This is a genomic window from Bacillus sp. S10(2024) (assembly GCF_050473865.1).
Taxonomy (GTDB): domain Bacteria; phylum Bacillota; class Bacilli; order Bacillales; family Bacillaceae_G; genus Bacillus_A.
This window is the reverse complement of record NZ_JBFLUR010000002.1, coordinates 2,132,178-2,150,815: the sequence shown is the minus strand read 5'-3', so window position 1 is coordinate 2,150,815 and position 18,638 is coordinate 2,132,178. Positions and strand designations below refer to the sequence as shown.

Sequence of the window (18,638 nt, the reverse complement as noted above, 5' to 3'; positions counted from 1 at the left end):
TTTCTAATAGGGAAACTGTTCGTTTTTTTTTGACAAATGAGAAATAGATTTCGCATGTATATTTCTTTTTTTGACAATTTGATACGATGAACTTTTTTGGAAATGTGGCTAAATCCGTTGACAACTTTTTTGAAATACACTTTATTGACATGTCTTTTAGAATGTTGTTTCATATTCTTTGTATTGTAAAAAGATCGGTCTATTTTGTCGAAAAAATAAATTTTAAAAAAAAAAGAAATTATACATATATCTTGTGTCCTTTTTTAAAAAGTAATACAATATATAGAGAATTCATCGAGAACGAACATGACGCGAAAAGATGTAAAGGGAGGGTCGGAGATGTTAGTTGCATATGATTCTATGACAGGAAACGTAAAGCGTTTCATCCACAAATTAAATATGCCGGCCGTTCAAATTAATGAAAATCTCGTATTAGATGAAGAATTTGTCCTTATTACGTATACAACAGGTTTTGGAAATGTGCCGGAACGTGTTTTGAAATTTTTAGAACGTAATCATGAACGTTTAAAAGGAGTATCTGCAAGCGGAAATCGCAATTGGGGAGATATGTTTGGGGCAAGCGCAGACAAGATTTCAACGAGATATGAGGTGCCGGTTGTATCAAAATTTGAGTTATCTGGAACAAATAAAGATGTAGAATTTTTTAAAGAGAGGGTGCTGGAGATTGCGACACATTGAATTGAATAATGAGATCACGCAAATGCAGGACGGGTTCTATCAGCTTCATAAAGATAAAGAGGCACTAGCAGACTTTATGGAAGAGGCGAAAGAGAATACCGTTCCTTTTGATAGCGTGGCAGAACGCATCGAGTATATGTTAGAGCATGATTACTACTATGATGTGTTAAGCGAATATAAGATGGACGAGGTGGAAGCTGTATACGATATCACGTACGGCGAAAAGTTCGAATTTCAATCTTATATGGCAGCATCTAAGTTTTATAAAGATTACGCGTTAAAAACGAATGATCAAAAACAATACTTAGAAAGTTATCCTGATCGTGTGGCAATTGTATCGTTATACTTAGGACGAGGAAATGCCCAGAAGGCAAAGCAATTCGCAAGTATGATCGTCAAACAAAATTATCAACCAGCGACACCAACCTTTTTAAATGCAGGAAGAAGCAGAAGAGGAGAAATGGTGTCTTGTTTCTTGTTAGAGATGGACGACAGCTTAAACTCGATTGGGTTCAATATTAATACAGCAATGCAGTTATCAAAAATCGGCGGCGGCGTAGCGCTCAACTTGAGCAAATTACGAGCACGCGGTGAACAAATTAAAGGTATCGAGAATGCAGCAAGTGGTGTTGTACCAGTTATGAAATTACTTGAAGATTCGTTTTCGTATGCGAATCAGTTGGGCCAACGAAAAGGTGCCGGAGCTGTGTATTTAAATATTTTCCATTGGGATATTATTGAGTTTTTGGATTAATTGGTAGTCCCTCTATACAGTAATGTGTATGAGAAAACCTTGTGAACCTAGCCATTAGGGTGTCGTATTAGCGGCTAACGGTATCAGTTGAATAAGGAGTAGAGAAAAAGCTCACGAAGAAGCTGACTAAGAGAACCTACGGTCCATTATAAGTGGATAGCAGGTAATACCGTGCCAAGCTTGTTAGAAGTGTATATCTAGCAAGAAGGTGTAGAGACTATCGAACGCACGTCAGTAGACGTAAGCAAGTAGAGTAGGCTGGAGATAGGCACCAGTCGAAGTGCAAGGCAGCCAGTTACAGGTTGATGATATAGTCCAACCTTCATAGAAATATGAAGACATGTTGACCAAAAAAATAAATGCCGATGAGAAGAGCCGTATTCAGTCTCTTTCCATCGGAATTATCGTTCCAAGTAAGTTCTTTGAGCTTGCTGAGAAAAACGAACCATTCCATGTTTTCGCACCTTATACAGTGTATAAAGAGTACGGAAAACATTTAGACGATATTGACATTGATGAAATGTATGACGAACTGATGAGCAATCCAAAAATCAAAAAGAAACCGCTGGATATTAGCGCACGTGATATGCTTATTAAAATTGCAATGATTCAGCTTGAGTCTGGCTATCCATACTTAATGTTTAAATCAAATGCAAATAAACAACATCCGTTAAAGGATATTGGAACTGTGAAGATGTCGAATCTTTGTACAGAAATCTTCCAGTTACAAGAAACATCTGTAATCAATGATTATGGTACAGATGATATTATCCGCCGTGATATTAACTGTAACTTAGGATCATTAAATATCGTAAACGTAATGGAGAATAAAGAAATACGTGAAGCGGTTCATGCGGGAATGGAAGCTTTAACAGCTGTTTCTGATATGACAATTATTCCGAACGCACCGACTGTGAAAAAAGCAAATGAGGAGCTTCATTCTGTTGGTCTTGGAGCAATGAACCTACACGGTTATTTAGCGAAAAATAAAATCGCTTATGAAAGTGCAGAAGCGAAAGAATTTGCTCGTACATTCTTTATGATGCTAAATTACTACTCCATTGAAAAAAGTATGGAAATTGCAAAAGAGAAAGGTGAAACCTTTAAAGACTTTGAAAAGTCAGATTATGCAAATGGCACATACTTTGAGAAATATGAAACAACGGATTATAGCCCGGCAACTGAGAAAGTGCAGCAGTTATTTGAAGGGATTCATATTCCAACAAAAGAAGATTGGACAAACTTAAAAGAACAAGTACAGAAGCATGGCTTATATAATTCATATAGATTAGCAATTGCACCTACACAATCGATCAGTTACGTGCAGAATGCTACTTCATCAGTAATGCCAATCGTAAGCCAAATTGAATCAAGAACGTACGCAAATGCAACAACATATTATCCAATGCCGTATTTATCGAAAGATACGTTCTGGTACTATAAATCTTCTTATGATATGAATCAGTTTAAACTTATTGATTTAATCGCAGAAATTCAAGAGCATGTTGACCAAGGGATCAGTACAATTCTTTATGTAAATAGTGATATTTCTACTCGTGAATTAGCACGTTACTATATTTATGCTCATAAAAAAGGGTTAAAGAGCTTGTACTACACAAGAACACGTAAATTAAGTGTGGAAGAGTGTGTAGCCTGCACAGTATAATGTGTTCTTTTAGCAGAAAAGCATACAATTGATAGTTATTATATAAAACAGGATGAGCAGGGTTTAGAAAAACCCTGCTCATGCTAAGTAAACAAATTTACATTCTAACGTGCGGTTAGATTTTCATTTTGAAATGGAAGTTTTACCGCACGTTAGAACGATGCGATAATATAATAAAGGGGCGATTCAATGCGCGCGGTAAACTGGAACAAGAAAGAAGACGATTTTAGTTTAATGTTTTGGAAGCAAAACATCGCTCAGTTTTGGACAGAAGAGGAGATCGCGGTTTCTTCTGACAAAAATACGTGGGTGCAGTTATCTAAGGAAGAGCAAATTGCTTATAAACGTGTACTTGGGGGATTAACACTTCTAGATACGAAGCAAGGCGGCGAGGGAATGCCACTAATTCTTGTGCATCTTGAGAACTTACAAGCAAAAAGTGTGCTTGCGTTTATGGGAGCTATGGAAGAAGTACATGCGAAAAGTTACAGTCATATTTTTACAACACTCGCAACTGAAGAAGAAATTGATGGGATTTTTGAATGGGTAGATACACATCCGTTACTTGAGAAAAAATCAAGTATCATTACAAATTACTACCGTCGTTTATTAAAGCCTCAAGTAACGAAAAAAGAGCTATACATGGCAATGGTAGCAAGTGTGTTTTTAGAAAGCTACTTGTTCTATAGTGGATTCTTCTATCCTCTGTATTTAGCAGGGCAAGGAAAACTAACGGCGAGTGGAGAAATTATAAATTTAATAATTAGGGACGAGTCCATCCACGGCGTATTCGTCGGTATTTTAGCGCAGCAAGTGTTTGCAGAGCTTTCTTCCGAGGAGCAACAAGAAGTACAAAAAGAAACGAAGGATCTGTTATTAGAACTGTATGACATTGAAACAGCGTATACAGATGAAATTTATACATCGATTGGTCTTGTAGAAGAGGTAAATCGTTTCGTTCGTTACAATGCGAATAAAGGATTAATGAATCTAGGATTAGAACCGCACTTTGAAGAAGAAGAAATTAATCCAATCGTATTAAATGGTTTACGTACGGATACAAAAAATCATGATTTCTTCTCTGTAAAAGGGAACGGTTATGTGAAAGCGACAAATGTTGAAAAATTATCAGATGATGATTTTGTATTTAACTTTTAATAAGGCGAGTGCTCTATATGTATAGGGCACTTTTTTTTATGGGAAATATGTTTACATAACATGGTTATTTCGTTTGATTTTCTTGATGATATCTTATGAGGAGCAATGAAATTCGAGGATGTTATCATTAAAAAACATTATAAAAAAATATTCAAAATTCTCATTTACATTTTTTGTATCATAGTGTACTATTTGACTAGTACACTAAAACATTAGGAGGAAGAAATGAAAATCGAATTTTCTCCCAACATCCCAATTTACATTCAGGTGATGGAATACATAAAAAAGGAAGTTGTAACAGGTCATTTAGCGCCTGGTAGTAAAATTCCTTCTGTCCGTGAATTAGCGAGTGAGTTACAAGTGAATCCGAATACAATTCAACGTACATTTCAAGAGTTAGAACGCGAGGGTATCGTTGAGACGCGTAGAGGAATGGGAAGATATGTAGCAACTGAAGGAGAGAAAATTATGGAGCTGCGAAAAGATATGGCGAAAGAGTTGCTTCATGCCTTTATAAATGGAATGAACAACTTAGGGTTTTCAGAAGAGGAAATGTTGTCCATTCTTCATTCTTCATTAGAAGAGAAAAAGGGGGAGAACAGATGCGAGAATTAGTAAAAATAGAAAACTTATGGAAACGTTACGATTTAAAAGCTGTTATTAGAGATGTAAACATTACAATAACAGAAGGGAAAATTATTGGTCTTGTCGGGGATAATGGTAGCGGGAAAACGACACTGCTGAAAATGATTGTAGGTTTACAACATCCGTCTCAAGGAGATATTTTCATTGCTGATAAGAAAGTAAGTCGAGAAACGAAAAAAATCGTCTCATTCATGTCTGACCGTCCTATATTTGAAGAGTGGATGACTGTAAAGAATGCTTTGTTTTTTTATCGCGATTTTTATGAAGATTTTAATATTCAAAAAGCAGTGGATACAATCGCGAAATTGAAAATTCCATTAGAAGAAAAAATTAATGCTTTATCAAAAGGAATGGTAGAAAAACTACAGCTGATTTTAACCTTTTCAAGGCATGCAAAACTTTATGTATTAGATGAACCGCTTGGCGGAATCGACCTTGTCTCACGGGAGCATGTGTTAGAGTTAATTCTTCAATTTTATCGGGAAGACTGTACAATTTTAATTTCTACTCATTTAATTAGCGAAATTGAAAACTTGTTTGATGAAGTGATCTTTTTAAAGGACGGAGAAATTGTGTTACATGAAAATGTAGAAAATCTTCGTTTTCAAAGAGGAAAAGCAATACACGAGTTGTTCAAGGAGGTTTTTGGACAATGAATCAACTTCTTTACTATTTATATAACTGTAATAAAAAGAAAATATGGATTATTTACGTAGGATTTATTACGATTTCACTTATTCTATTATTTAATTTTATGGGTTCTGCTAAGCATATGACTTCAATGAAACAAAATGTAATATTGATTTTGTTTATTTTACTATTCAGTATAACGGTATTTTCAATTGGTTTAATAGCAGTCTCGTCTTTTCGGAGAATGTTAAAAAATTCTATGATTCGTTATACAGCAGTTCCTGCTAAAAAATATATATTTGCCAACCTATTGTTTTTTTCGCTAATGGTTACTCTACTGTCTTTAATTGGTTTAGGATTTGTTCATTTCTTTTCTTTAGATATTTACGGGAAAAACACAAATGGAGAGATTCAACGAGCAATGCAATACTTTTATAAATTTGGGTTGCTTCATCATTTCTTTTCTATCTTTTTATGGATTATAGATTTAACGAGTTGTTTAGCTTCTATATATATCATAATTGCAGTTATAAAACTTTTTAATGTGAATTCGTTATTAAGTAAGGTATTATTTATATTTTTCTTTTTGCTTCTAGCTGGAATTCAATTTTTTATAACTACTCTCTTGGAAAAAGTAGATAGATATGTATTTTTTACAAAAAATATTAAATTTATAGATAAAAATGGTTTTTTTGAAACATCATTTTATATGAATGAAGGGGCAAGTATTTCGTATATATGCTTTACCTTGTTATCAACCGTTCTCTTCATATTCATAGCATCCTACATCATCGACAAAAAGTTAGAGGTTTAAAGGAGGAATAGACATTGGGAAATGTAGTAGTGAAATTAGAAAATGTTCATAAAAAAATAGGCAGTGCTGAAATTATTCGTGGTCTTTCGTTTGAAGTACAGGAAGGGGAAGTGTACGGCTTTCTTGGGCCAAATGGAAGTGGAAAGACGACGACAATTCGGATGATGACAGGGCTGATTTCAGTATCAGAAGGTGATATTACAATTTGTGGCCATAGTATACGTACTGAACGTGAAAAAGCGCTAGAGTATATTGGAGCGATTGTAGAGAACCCGGAGCTATATGAATATATGACGGGAATGCAAAATTTAAAGCATTTTGCCAATATGGCTGTTACACCAATTGGTAAAGAACGAATTGCTGAAATTGTAAAGCTTGTTGAACTAGAGCATGCGATTCATAAAAAGGTAAAAACATATTCTCTTGGTATGAAACAACGTTTAGGGATTGCGCAAGCATTACTGCATAATCCGAAAATTTTAATTTTAGATGAGCCGACAAATGGTTTAGATCCAGCGGGAATTCGTGAAATTCGAGATTACTTACAGCGTTTGGCAAAAGAAGAAAACATTGCAGTCATTGTATCAAGTCACTTATTAAGTGAAATTGAGCTGATGTGTGATCGTGTCGTTATTATTAAGAAGGGACAATTTGTGCAAGAGTATAGTTTACGTGGACAGGTAAAAAGTGATGACAAGATTATGGTAGCCATTGAAGTGAATCAAGTAGAGAAAGCGAATGAACTGATTAAAGGAACCATACAAGAAAACAAAATTATTGTATCTGTCATGAAAGAGGAAATTCCGCAACTTGTGAAAAATTTAGTGCATGCTGATGTTCTTGTGTACGGTGTAACCGTTCAAAATAAATCATTAGAAGATGAATTCTTAGCAGTTACAGGGGGAGTGAAAGCATAATGATAAAGTTAATTCAAAATGAATTTTTAAAGTTGCATGCAAAAAAGAGTATGTATATTTTATTAGGAGTGCTAGCAGTATTAGAAATTGCAGCAGCAGTTATTATCAAAAAATGGGCTCCACCTGAAATCAAAATTGAAGGATTCATTATGTTTGCAGAGCAAAATATCGGCATGATTGTTACGTTTGCAACAATCTTTGGAGTTACGTTAGCATCCCGCACAATTACAGAGGAATTTCAAAAAGGGACAATTAAACAATTATTGATTCGACCAAGAAAACGAGTTACGATCTTATTTTCAAAATATATTACAATTCTTTTAGCTATATTGTTTGTATGTATTGCTTCTTTACTTACAGCAATGCTGATTGGTCTCATTGTATTTGGCGGGGACACTGGAGCGGTAACTTTTACAATTTTGTTAAAACGTTTTGCATATAATATTTTACCGATATTCTTTTATCCAACAGTTGCATTCTTGCTAGCGAATATTTTTAGAAAATCAGTTTTACCATTAGTTATTACACTATTTTTCTTCTTCCTAGAGGGAATGTTAAAAATGCTAGTATTCCAATTTGCTCAAGGTACAGCAAAATATATTGTAATGTTTCACTTAAATTTAAATATGTATGATAGTAATGTGTTGCTAAGTCAAGGGGCCAAACCAATATTTACAGAGTTTAGCTTTACAACTTCTTTATTATTTGTGCTAGCTCATTTTGCCGTTTTACTCGTTGCTTCGGGTGCATTGTTTCAAAAACGTGATGTGTTATAAAAATAAATCCTCGCTTAGGCGGGGATTTATTTTGGGAGTTGTAGGATGATACAAGACTAATTTAATAAAAAAAGGAAGAAATTACAGCATATTGATACTATAATATAAATATATCATGTTGGAGGTGTTTTCTATTAACCTTGCATTTTCACGGATTCGACTACGCAGTTTTTTTGGGTGGATGATTTTAGGTGCGTTTATTGTATATCTTCCACTAGAGATAATTGGTGCTGAAAATGGTGTATTCCAATTTGTCTCAGACACCCTAGTTTTCTTTGCTTTTCCATTACTTTGGTTGTTTTATAAGATGAAAAAACATAACGCAGTATTTACAAGTTTTTTTGATAAACCATCATCAATTCCATGGCGACTTATTTTAATTGCTACGGCTATGGGAATGATTTTTTCATTCGGTGTATCTTTTATTCAATTTTACATACTAGCTCAGATGATTCCGGACTTTTTAGTTGATTTATTAAGTGATGGAAATGTTATTGATATGAGCACTACTTTTACAAAAATTTTAAGTGTCATCTCAGCTTGTATATTTGCTCCAATTATGGAAGAAGTGATCTTCAGAGGCTTTTTCTTAAACCGAATGGCGTATAAATGGGGTGTGAAACGGGCCATTATCATTTCTTCGCTTATTTTTGGATTTGGGCATGTTGATGTAGTTGGTGCCTTTTTATTTGGTGTTGTTATGTGTCTTTTATATATAAAGACGAAAAGCCTATGGACAAATATTATTGTTCACGCCTTAAACAATACTGTTGTTAGTATCATTCAATTTACTGATAGCAGTGCACAAGAACCAGTAAAAATTGCTGATTTACAAGCACTGAGTAATTTATGGATGGGTCTTGTTATCATTATTATTAGCTTATTATGGCTTGTTCCCTTTATTCGTCGTAATTGGCGTACTGTAAGAGAAGTTGGACTGCCTCTACTTCGAATCATTCAAGAAGAAAAACAAGCTGATTTGATTGTAGAGCAAGCTGCATATAGTCAAGTTGTTTTCACCGAGCGCTACATGGCTGTTGAATTACCTGATGAAGCTGTCAATCACTTAGGTTTAGAAGAAAGTGATTATGTAAAAGTGGAACTAGTGAATGATACAATTGTGATAAAAAAAGCAGATGAAAGAGAAAGGCTCTCCTAAAAAGTATGGAGAGCTTTTTTCTTTAGTAAATAAAAATTTCAACATGAAAGTTATTCCCATTTTTTATATATTTAATGTCCGTTACAGTACGTACTTTCTTTAAAAGCTCTACTTTCTCACCGATTCGCGGAATAGTGGGAACGTTATCCCAAATACCGAGTAAATCATTTGTGGTTTTTGTTTTTTCGTAAAACCAAATTTTCACTGTGGTGCCCCTTTCTTAACTTTGTATTTTAATACATAATAAAACATTTTTATACTCATTGTAAGATGTTTTTACGTGTTTTTTGAATAAACTTAACAAAAAATATTTTCATTGAGGGAAGACATGTTTCATATCGGTTGTAATGCACTTTTCAAAAAACAATGTAAAAAAGCTATTATTGAATGTTTCAATTATAGCCAGAATGATTATTGTTAGCAGACTGAGAAAGGAGAAGTTACTTAGCTTTATAGTGAAAAAATAATTTTATAGAAAAAAATAAGAATATTTTGTATAATTACATTACAATAATTTTGAAAGCAGGGTGGCGGCGAATGGCACATATTCCAGTAAAAAAATTAGAAACATTATTAGCATTAGCTGATGAAGATAAACAAAAACAAAAAGAATTTTATGAAACGTTATTAACAACACACGTTTATGTTGCAGGAACGGTTGATATAAAAGAAGGAGATTCACAAGGAATAGTGCATTTACGCTATTTTCAGGGGGAAGGAAGATGGATTTTACCATTCTTTACGCAGCTTGAATTTTTACAAGCTGCATTGCCTGAAGATGTACCTGTTATTTCGATTCGTGGAAAAGAGTTATTTGAAAGCATTGATGTGGAAGCAACAGCGGTCTTAAATGTTGGCACAGATCTTGACAAAACATTTACACCTCCAGAAATTGCTGACATTGCTTCCGGAAGAATTTTTAATTATTATCAATAAATTGCCGTTACCATTCTTTCAAGGGGACATATAGTATTAGTAGCTTGACCAAGAGAGGATGGGGATATATGGCTAACGATAATAATAACAATAATAACAATAATAACAACAAGAATAACTGCTGTTTTGGTTGGAACATGTGGAACAATAACAATAATAATAATAAGAACAACAACAATAACAATAACAACAATAACAATAACAACAATAACAACAATAACAAAAACAAGAATAACTGCTGTTTTGGTTGGAACATGTGGAACAACAATAACAACAACAACAAGAATTAATGAATGGAAAAAGGAGAAGCAGACAAGCTTCTCCTTTTTCCTATAAAAGTAGTATAAGAGTCAGAGAATATGAAGAAACTCTTCTTGATGCAAAGTTCACATTATCCCGCATTAACGGGCAGTAAGCCCCCAACCTCAAGGTTTGAAGGAGAAGTAAAGAAGAGGTGGGGATAATTGCCCGTAAAAGCCCGATTGGTGATGGAAGTTTCACTTTATACCAGAAGAGATAGAAAGTGTTTTTTGTTGCCCATTTATTGTAGCAGGAACACCTAGAGGGATTCCTATATTTGGTTGTATATGGCCAATTGGTAGGTTATACAAAAGGGGAATATTATAAGAGATAATGTAATCATATAAAATTTCAGAAATAGATAAAGCTGGTTTTGAAGATGTACACTTATGACAATTTGTAAAGATAACACCAGCACACTGTTCAAATTTCTTTCCTAAGCGCAATTGATTTAACATGCGATCAACGCGATAAGGCTCTTCGCCGATGTCTTCCAATAATAATAATTTGTTTTTTGTATCAATTTCGTACGGTGTACCGAGAGTACTTGTAATTACGCTTAAGTTTCCTCCGACAAGAGGAGCGGTGATGCAACAATTGAAAGAGTGAAGAAACGCTGCTCCTTCTAGAATAATAGAGTATGGACGAAAAAGTTGTTTGAAAGAGGAGAAAGAGAGGGTATCAAGTCCCTTTCCCACTTCCTCCATCATGGGACCATGAAACGTAACGAGTTGTGCCAATTGCTCAAAAGCGATGTGTAAAGCTGTAATATCACTATAACCCCAGAAAATTTTTGGATTATCTCGAATGAGTCCATAGTTAATAGAAGGTAGAAGGCGACCAGTCCCATATCCTCCTCTAGCACAAAAAATCCCTTTCACATATGGGTTTGTAAAGGCCTCGTGTAAGTCATGAAGGCGAACGGTATCATCTCCAGCTAAATATCCTCGTTTTTCTTGTACACTCTTTCCAATGATAACAAATAAGCCCATCTCTTCGAACTTTTGTTTTGCTTGAAGAATGTGGTCTATAGATGGGGGACCTGCTGGAGCGATGATCATAACGGTATCTCCGTATTGTAACGGTTCTGGATATTGCATCAAATTCCCTCCTTTCTTACACTATATTCATGCAATGTGTCTTCAATAATTGAGGAAAGAAGGAAATGCTTTTGGTGGCCAAGAAAGTATAAGAGAAAGGGGAGAAATAAATGTTTTATAGCCGAGTATGTGAGAAGCTACAAATTACATATCCTATTATTCAAGCCGGGATGGCAGGAACAGTTGTAACACCAGAGTTAGTAGCTACTGTGTCTAATAGCGGAGGATTAGGGACGTTAGGTGCAGGATATATGAGTTCTGAACAAATTCGCCTTGCAGTACGTTCAATTCGTCAGTTAACAGATAAACCGTTCGCAGTGAACTTGTTTATTACAAATGATATACAAATGAATGAAAAAGAAGTAGAAGAAGCACAGCATTTATTACAACCTATTCGGGAACAACTGCAATTAGAAATAGTGAAGAAAACAATGCAGTTACCAGAAAATTATAAAGAACAGCTGGAAGTTCTTATAGAAGAGAACGTGCCTGTTTTTAGTTTTACTTTTGATACACCAAAACGGGAAGAAATAGAGAGATTAAAGGGGCATGGGATAAAAATAGTTGGTACGGCAACAAATGTGGCCGAAGGGAAAGTATTGGCACATTTAGGTGTAGATATTATTGTAGGACAAGGAAGTGAAGCAGGAGGACATCGCGGAACATTTCTTGGAAAAGAACAAGATTCCATGATTGGAACAACTGCACTGATTCCGCAGCTTGTTGACGCTATTCCGCAAATCCCTATTGTTGCGGCAGGTGGAATTATGGATGGGCGGGGAGTAGTGGCAGCTTATGCACTTGGTGCCGAAGGAGTACAAATGGGCACAGCATTTTTAACTTGTTATGAAAGTGCGGCTCATAAGGCGCATAAAGAAGCAATAATAAAGAGTACAGACCAAAGTACGACAATGACACGTGCATTTTCAGGTAAATATGCAAGAGGAATTCAAAATAGTTTTATCGAACAATTAAAAAATAAAGAAGAGAAATTTCCTGCATATCCAATTCAAAATGTATTAACAACAGAAATTCGCCAAGCAGCAGTTAAACAAAATAATCGTGAGTACATGTCACTTTGGGCAGGGCAAGCTTCATCCTTAGCAAAAATGGAAGAGGCAGAGCACATTATCATGCGAGTGATTAAAGAGACAAAGGAAACATTAACTAGATTACAAAGCACTATCTATAAGTAAAAAAGAACGCTTGAAAAATTCAAGCGTTCTTTTTTAGTTGCTTTTATAAAACTGTTGAAGTGACTCGTCGACATATACCCAGCCTTTCCAACCTAAATGCATCGTATCTTTTAAGAAATACTTATCATATTCGTGGCTTGAAAAGTCTGCAACTGGGAATCCAGCTTTAGCAATTTGTTCATTAATTTTTTTATAGTATACATCACGGCGTTCTTTTGGGAATCCAGCATAATCGTACCATGGACCATTAACAGGAACAGAAATAAACAATGGTTTTGCATGCGATTGTTTTAAAATGTCTAAGACTAATTGGAAATCGTCATACTCTGGTGATTCATCGAATGATTCATTCGCTCGATAACCTTTTAGATGTTCTAATTTCTTCTTAATGCCCTTATTATAGTACGGATCTTCAATGCCGAATGGATTCGTTTTAGATTCCAATTCACCAGTTTTTTCTGCTCGCTTACGAATTTCTTCCCAAGCAAGGGATTTTAATTCAGGATCTAAATGTGTTTTTCGCGGTTTAATATCAAATATTGATGTAACTAAGTCTTTACGGTCTAAAATATTACGATATACGTATGCAAATGGTTTTGCTGCCGCCGCTTTCACGTTATGTTTTGTGTCGTCATATACAATTCCTTCTAAAGAAGTTTTTAAGAGTGTATCTTTTCGAACAATCTCAAATCTTAATAATCGCTCAGCAATTTGCTTTTTCATCTCAGGCTTTAAGTCATTGTTAAAGATGAGATGGTACGCTTGTTGAGACGAAAAGTTTGGCGCAAAATGCACTTCATCTAAACCTTCTTTTACAAACCATTGTGGTGAAAGGACAAAGACAATTTTACGATTTTCTAACTGATCCATTGAGGAAGCTAGACTTAATACGTGAGTAAGACTTTGTGTTCCACCACGACCGATAAGAAACGGTGTGAATTCTTGATTTTTTACTTTAAAGTAGTTCGATGGATGGTACACATCCATGCGGGAAAATTCCGATGAACCATACATCGGAAGGTATTTTGGATCTTCTAGCATCTTTTGTTGTATTGCAATGCCTTGAAACATTTCTTTCTTTAAAGATGTTGTGGCATCGTCGACCTTTTGCTCCCCGATAAGTGGTAAAAAGAAGCGTGATGGAATAAATAACACCACGCAGAAAAGAGCAAATGCTAGAAGCATCGGGCCAAACGTTGTTTTTTTCATCGCATATCTTCCAGTTTCTTAATAATCATGTTTGGTGTTGCCCACTCGTCGCGATCAAAATCAGAAATAGACACTTCAATGCCTAAACGTTCTTGGAATTCTACTAATAATGATACTGTACCGAAAGAATCAAGAATGCCTTCTTCAAATAATTGTACATCTGTATTTTCTTTTACGATGTCATTTTCACATACTTCCTCTAAAATATCTAATACTTGATCTTTAAATTCAGCCATTGTTTATTCTCCTTTATATCCATAATGTATTATGTGTAACTTCCTAAGAAGTTTTTAACTAAAAGTGTCTGCCTAGGTTACCTGAGAAGAGTAGAAGACCGAGACAAACGAAATGGAATGTAATGATAATTCCAAGGACATGTGTAAATTTATTATTTGGCCAAAACTTATGCTTTTTATTTTTACGTTCAAATATATCAAACGCAATGAACAAAATGGCATGATACAAGCCATATGTAATATAATACCACGTTAGTCCATGCCAAATGCCCATAATTCCAAAGTTTAAAAATGCACCGATATAAGAAATTGTATAGCGGTTTTTAATTAATTTTTTCTTTGTTGCAAAAAAGACAAAGCGCATATAAATAAAGTCGCGGAACCAGAAAGATAATGTCATGTGCCAACGGTTCCAAAAGTCTTTAATATTACGACTTAAGAAAGGTTTGTTAAAGTTTTCTGGCATTTTAATACCCATTATATAACTTACACCGATTACGAATGCGCTATATCCTGCAAAGTCAAAGAATAGATATAAACTATAAGCGTACATATCAGTCATAAATGAAATAAATGTAGTTTGTTTAGAAATTGCTGCATCCCAAATATGGTTTTTAATTAAGTACGCAATAATAAATTTGTAAAGAAAGCCCTGGAAAATACGATTGATTCCTGTATAAAGCATTGCTTTATACTCATCTGCTGTTGGTGGTTTCTCTAAATCCTTTTGGAATCGACGATAACGATCGATCGGGCCAGTTGAAATCGCTGGGAAAAATAAAAGAAACTCCCAAAACTTAAATAGTGATATTTCTTTAATCAGACCATCACGAATTTCAAATACCATTTGTACAGCTCTAAATGTTACGTAGGATATACCAAGAAACACAATTAATTTGATAGCTGGTATATCATTAAAAAATACGATTGATTTTAAAGCTGGAATAGCAGGTACGATTTTCACTAAGATAAGTGGCAAAATCGATAAAATAACAGCGATGCAAAAAATACTCGTTTTGTTATCACGCTGTCTTAACGTTAAGTAGCCTTTAATCAAAACATATTGCCAAATTGCAAATATTGCTAGTGCAACAGCTTGTATTGGTTTATCTGAAAAGATAACAGCGAGCATAATAAGTGTTACAACCGCATTATATTTGCGCAGCATTTTCCCTTTTAACCCAGCAATAATGGTAGGAATAAGCAAAATGCCTACAATAGCGAAAAAATAAAATGATGCATATGGGGTCATGCTGTAACCTCACTCAATAATTTTTTACGATCTACTTTTCCATTTGGTGTCATTGGAATAGAAGATTGATACATGAATTTTCGTGGAATCATGTAATTCGGTAATCGTTCATTGAGTTCTTTTTTAATAGCAGATGTTAATTTGAATTCTTTTTCAAAAGAATGTTCACCTGGAACAACAACTGCTAATAAGTAGTCATATTTTTCACCTTTTTTAATTGGAAGTACAACAGCTCCTTCCACATATGAACAAGAACGAAGGTGGTGTTCAATTTCTTCTAATTCCATTCGATAACCGTGAAGTTTAATTTGGAAATCAAGACGACCGTTATAGAAAAGAAGTCCATTTTCTAAATAGCCAGCGTCACCTGTTTTATAAGCGCGTTCGCCGTCAATAACAGTGAATGCTTTTTCTGTTAATTCAGGGCTTCCTAAGTATCCAACACTTACACTTGGACCAACAATGATGATTTCACCCTTTTCACCGTCAGCCGCAATTGTACCATCTTCTTTCATAATGATGATGCGGCAATCTGATTTACAGTAACCGACTGGAAGAGATTGATATTTCTCCACTACTTCATTTGTTACATGGATACCAGTCACTGCAACAGTTGCTTCTGTTGGGCCATATGTATTCATAATCGTAGCTTTTGGGAAACGCTCTAACAGTTTTCTTGAAACATCATTAGATAATACTTCACCGCAGAATAAGAATGTTTTCATATTTGGAAGCATACCTTCTGAGAAAGATGGTTCCATTAAACACATTTCTGCAAAGGACGGTGTAGATGTCCAAACTTGTATATCTGATTGTTCTAAAGAAACAAATAAATCTTTTGGACGTGCAATCATATCTTTATCAATTGCCCATAGTGTACCACCGGTTACTAATGATGGATAAATGTCCATAACAGATAAGTCAAATGAGAAAGGCGCCTGGTTCAAGAAGACTTGTCCTGTTTGTAAGTTGAAGTCTTCAACTATCCATTTTGTAAAGCTTACAAGGCAGTTAGACGTAATTTGTACACCTTTTGGATTTCCCGTACTACCTGATGTGTAAATGATGTAGAAGTTGTCTTCGTCATTTACTGCATGGTCAGGATTTGGAATCTTTCCTTTATGAGTAAGAAGAATATCTTCTAATTTGTTTCCATCAATAGTCTCAACTGGTAATTCAGCTACTGTAACCTCAGTTGGAGATAAAAGCAGCTTTGCACCAGAACTTTCCGCAATGCGCAATACACGATCAGCTGGAATTGAGACGTCTACTGGAATATACGCATGACCAGCTTTGACACACCCTAGGAAACAGACAATCATTTCTGGTTGCATATGTCCGTATACGATAATTGGTGAACGGTCATCACCAGATTGAGAAGAAATCCAATGTGCTAATGCATCAGAGTCTTCTTTTAATTGTTTGTACGTAATTTTCGCATCTCGCCAAACGAATGCAGTTTGGTCAGGCGTTTCAAGCGCCCATTTTTCAATCTGTTCTAATAACTTCATAACGCTCCCACCCTAAAATTCATTGTAAATAAATGTACTTGTATTTGTATCTTGGAATCCATACAACCATAGTAAAGCAAGTAAAATTGCAAGGTAGTAACAAGTTTTTGCAATCCATTGCGTGAGTGGTTGAGACCATATTTCTTTTAATATCTTCATGTCTGTCCCCCTCTTTGAAATAGTATCCGTATGTAAGTATCATATCCTACATCACTTTGAAAAACACAAAAATTCCACATTTTAGGTAAATATAAGACGGAAAGGCTCTTTTTTGATAGTAGCACTAAATGTTAAAAAAGAAAATCCCTAACTTAACAATTATATTACATTCCAGATAGAATTGTAATTCCTTTGCAAAGGAAAGAGACAAGAATATGCTACTTCTAACTAAGATAGTACATAAACTCTTATTAAACAAGGGAATACGGTCACTAATGATGGAATAAGATTGTTAAAAATAGAATAGGGAGTTGAAGTGGATGAAAACATCTCACATAGATTGGTTATGTTACCTTTCTGAAGATAATATTCGAATGTGGCGACGCTATTTGCATCAGCACCCTGAACTGTCATTTCAGGAAAAACATACATCACAGTTTATATATGACACATTGGATTCATTTTCTTATTTTGATCTAACAAGACCAACAGCATGCAGTGTAATGGCAAAGCGGAAAGGAAAAGGTACGGGTAAGACGATTGCAATCCGCGCAGATATAGATGCACTTCCAATTCAAGAGCAAACAATGAAGCCATATGCATCAACTGTACCAGGAGTTATGCATGCTTGTGGACATGATGCACATACAGCAATTTTATTAGGTGTAGCAGAAGCTTTAGCAAAATATGATGATGACTGGGGAGGAGAAATTCGTCTTTTGTTTCAACATGCTGAAGAACAGTACCCTGGTGGAGGACAAGAGATGGTCAAGGCAGGCGTTATGGATGGTGTAGATTATGTGATCGGTTTACATGTTATGTCAGGAATAAATAGTGGGCAAATAGGAATTTCTTATGGGGCGATGATGGCAGCACCTGATGTATTTACCATTGAAATTAAAGGAAAAGGAGGACATGCTGCTCATCCAAAGCAAACAGTGGATCCCATTGTAATCGGTGCACAAATTATTACAAATTTACAGCATCTTGTTTCAAGGCGGACTGATGCATTTGAACAACGAGTGGTCTCGGTTACGCAATTTCATGCTGGAACAGCTGATAATGTTATTCCTGAGACAGCAATGATCTTAGGAACGGTGCGTTGCTTTGAGAACAGATTGAGACAAGAATCTGAAGGGATTATTGAACAAATTGTAAAAGGAATTACAGCAGCGCACGATGCAGCGTACATATATACGTATCGGTATGGATATAATCCAGTCATAAATGATTCATATGTGACAAAAATAGTAGAAAATAGCGCAATTGCATTGTTTGGAAAAGAAAGTATTACCTCACTGTCACCTTCTATGGGCGGAGAGGATTTTTCAGCATATTTACAAAAGGCTCCAGGCTGTTTTATAAAGCTAGGAACAGGCGATAAAAAGAAAGAAACATGCTACCCACATCATCATCCTAAATTTGATGTAGATGAAACAGCGTTAATTCGCGGTGCACAATTATTTTTACAAACGGCAATGGAACTATTGAAAGAATAAGTGTAAGTTTCACTGTATATTC

At 35.1% G+C, this 18,638-nt stretch carries 19 protein-coding genes and 2 pseudogenes; 14 read left to right on the top strand and 7 right to left on the bottom strand.

Annotated features, from left to right (window positions below; all coding sequences use genetic code 11):
- Positions 1–339 precede the first annotated feature (339 nt).
- From nrdI to AB1280_RS11030, 10 genes and pseudogenes are all read left to right on the top strand, one after another.
- Positions 340–699 carry a class Ib ribonucleoside-diphosphate reductase assembly flavoprotein NrdI gene (gene nrdI, locus AB1280_RS11075; RefSeq protein WP_272189700.1) on the top strand — a complete coding sequence of 120 codons (360 nt, stop codon included), beginning with the start codon at positions 340–342 and terminating at the stop codon, positions 697–699.
- Positions 686–1,450: pseudogene (locus AB1280_RS11070) on the top strand (ribonucleotide reductase N-terminal alpha domain-containing protein); the annotation flags it as partial. The gene nrdI and the pseudogene AB1280_RS11070, both read left to right, overlap by 14 nt.
- 349 nt (positions 1,451–1,799) lie before the next feature.
- Positions 1,800–3,119: pseudogene (locus tag AB1280_RS11065) on the top strand (ribonucleoside-diphosphate reductase subunit alpha); the annotation flags it as partial.
- A 189-nt stretch (positions 3,120–3,308) separates the two neighbouring features.
- Positions 3,309–4,277, top strand: a complete 969-nt coding sequence (gene nrdF, locus AB1280_RS11060; protein ID WP_429755829.1) for a class 1b ribonucleoside-diphosphate reductase subunit beta — start codon at positions 3,309–3,311, stop codon at positions 4,275–4,277.
- A 225-nt stretch (positions 4,278–4,502) separates the two neighbouring features.
- A complete protein-coding gene (locus tag AB1280_RS11055; RefSeq protein ID WP_272189696.1) occupies positions 4,503–4,892 on the top strand; it encodes a GntR family transcriptional regulator in 390 nt (129 codons plus the stop codon).
- Positions 4,880–5,578, top strand: coding sequence for an ABC transporter ATP-binding protein (locus tag AB1280_RS11050; RefSeq protein ID WP_272189693.1), 699 nt, complete (start codon positions 4,880–4,882; stop codon positions 5,576–5,578). Before AB1280_RS11055 ends, AB1280_RS11050 begins: the two co-directional genes overlap by 13 nt.
- Positions 5,575–6,366 carry an ABC transporter permease gene (locus AB1280_RS11045; RefSeq protein WP_272189692.1) on the top strand — a complete coding sequence of 264 codons (792 nt, stop codon included), beginning with the start codon at positions 5,575–5,577 and terminating at the stop codon, positions 6,364–6,366. The genes AB1280_RS11050 and AB1280_RS11045 overlap by 4 nt, the downstream gene beginning before the upstream one ends.
- A gap of 14 nt (positions 6,367–6,380) precedes the next feature.
- Positions 6,381–7,283, top strand: a complete 903-nt coding sequence (locus AB1280_RS11040; protein WP_272189691.1) for an ABC transporter ATP-binding protein — start codon at positions 6,381–6,383, stop codon at positions 7,281–7,283.
- Positions 7,283–8,059, top strand: coding sequence for an ABC transporter permease (locus AB1280_RS11035; RefSeq protein WP_272189690.1), 777 nt, complete (start codon positions 7,283–7,285; stop codon positions 8,057–8,059). The genes AB1280_RS11040 and AB1280_RS11035 overlap by 1 nt, the downstream gene beginning before the upstream one ends.
- Positions 8,060–8,192: 133 nt before the next feature.
- Complete coding sequence (locus tag AB1280_RS11030; RefSeq protein ID WP_272189735.1) at positions 8,193–9,218, top strand: type II CAAX endopeptidase family protein; 1,026 nt, start codon at positions 8,193–8,195, stop codon at positions 9,216–9,218.
- Between the two features lie 22 nt (positions 9,219–9,240).
- Here AB1280_RS11030 and AB1280_RS11025 read toward each other — a convergent pair whose 3' ends face one another.
- On the bottom strand, positions 9,241–9,423 hold the full coding sequence (locus AB1280_RS11025) for a DUF3913 family protein (protein ID WP_272189687.1): 183 nt from the start codon (positions 9,421–9,423) through the stop codon (positions 9,241–9,243).
- Positions 9,424–9,755: 332 nt separating this feature from the next.
- Between AB1280_RS11025 and AB1280_RS11020 the strand changes: the two genes are divergently transcribed.
- Together AB1280_RS11020 and AB1280_RS11015 are read left to right on the top strand one after the other, a co-directional pair.
- On the top strand, positions 9,756–10,154 hold the full coding sequence (locus tag AB1280_RS11020; protein ID WP_272189686.1) for an SseB family protein: 399 nt from the start codon (positions 9,756–9,758) through the stop codon (positions 10,152–10,154).
- Positions 10,155–10,280: 126 nt separating this feature from the next.
- Positions 10,281–10,490 carry a hypothetical protein gene (locus AB1280_RS11015; protein ID WP_429755828.1) on the top strand — a complete coding sequence of 70 codons (210 nt, stop codon included), beginning with the start codon at positions 10,281–10,283 and terminating at the stop codon, positions 10,488–10,490.
- 161 nt (positions 10,491–10,651) lie between these two features.
- On the opposite strand, the gene AB1280_RS11010 is transcribed toward AB1280_RS11015, so the two are convergent.
- Positions 10,652–11,554: a S66 peptidase family protein gene (locus AB1280_RS11010; protein WP_272189684.1), complete on the bottom strand. Its 903-nt coding sequence runs from the start codon at positions 11,552–11,554 to the stop codon at positions 10,652–10,654.
- Between the two features lie 110 nt (positions 11,555–11,664).
- Between AB1280_RS11010 and AB1280_RS11005 the strand changes: the two genes are divergently transcribed.
- A complete protein-coding gene (locus AB1280_RS11005) occupies positions 11,665–12,750 on the top strand; it encodes an NAD(P)H-dependent flavin oxidoreductase (protein WP_429755827.1) in 1,086 nt (361 codons plus the stop codon).
- Positions 12,751–12,783: 33 nt separating this feature from the next.
- Here the strand turns inward: AB1280_RS11005 and dltD are convergent, their stop codons facing one another.
- From dltD to AB1280_RS10980, 5 genes are read right to left on the bottom strand one after another with little or no spacing between them, the layout of a single operon-like run.
- Positions 12,784–13,959, bottom strand: coding sequence for a D-alanyl-lipoteichoic acid biosynthesis protein DltD (dltD, locus tag AB1280_RS11000; RefSeq protein ID WP_272189682.1), 1,176 nt, complete (start codon positions 13,957–13,959; stop codon positions 12,784–12,786).
- Positions 13,956–14,195: a D-alanine--poly(phosphoribitol) ligase subunit DltC gene (gene dltC, locus AB1280_RS10995; protein ID WP_020061867.1), complete on the bottom strand. Its 240-nt coding sequence runs from the start codon at positions 14,193–14,195 to the stop codon at positions 13,956–13,958. Before dltC ends, dltD begins: the two co-directional genes overlap by 4 nt.
- Before the next feature lie 58 nt (positions 14,196–14,253).
- Entirely contained in the window at positions 14,254–15,447 is a 1,194-nt protein-coding gene (gene dltB, locus AB1280_RS10990; RefSeq protein WP_429755826.1) for a D-alanyl-lipoteichoic acid biosynthesis protein DltB, read from the bottom strand.
- Positions 15,444–16,958 (bottom strand): D-alanine--poly(phosphoribitol) ligase subunit DltA, encoded by a 1,515-nt coding sequence (gene dltA / locus AB1280_RS10985; RefSeq protein WP_429755825.1) that lies wholly within the window; start codon positions 16,956–16,958, stop codon positions 15,444–15,446. Before dltA ends, dltB begins: the two co-directional genes overlap by 4 nt.
- 12 nt (positions 16,959–16,970) lie before the next feature.
- Positions 16,971–17,117 (bottom strand): teichoic acid D-Ala incorporation-associated protein DltX, encoded by a 147-nt coding sequence (locus tag AB1280_RS10980; protein WP_035435359.1) that lies wholly within the window; start codon positions 17,115–17,117, stop codon positions 16,971–16,973.
- Positions 17,118–17,437: 320 nt separating this feature from the next.
- On the opposite strand from AB1280_RS10980, the gene AB1280_RS10975 reads away from it, so the two are divergent.
- Complete coding sequence (locus AB1280_RS10975) at positions 17,438–18,616, top strand: M20 metallopeptidase family protein (RefSeq protein ID WP_429755824.1); 1,179 nt, start codon at positions 17,438–17,440, stop codon at positions 18,614–18,616.
- The last annotated feature ends 22 nt before the right edge of the window (positions 18,617–18,638 follow it).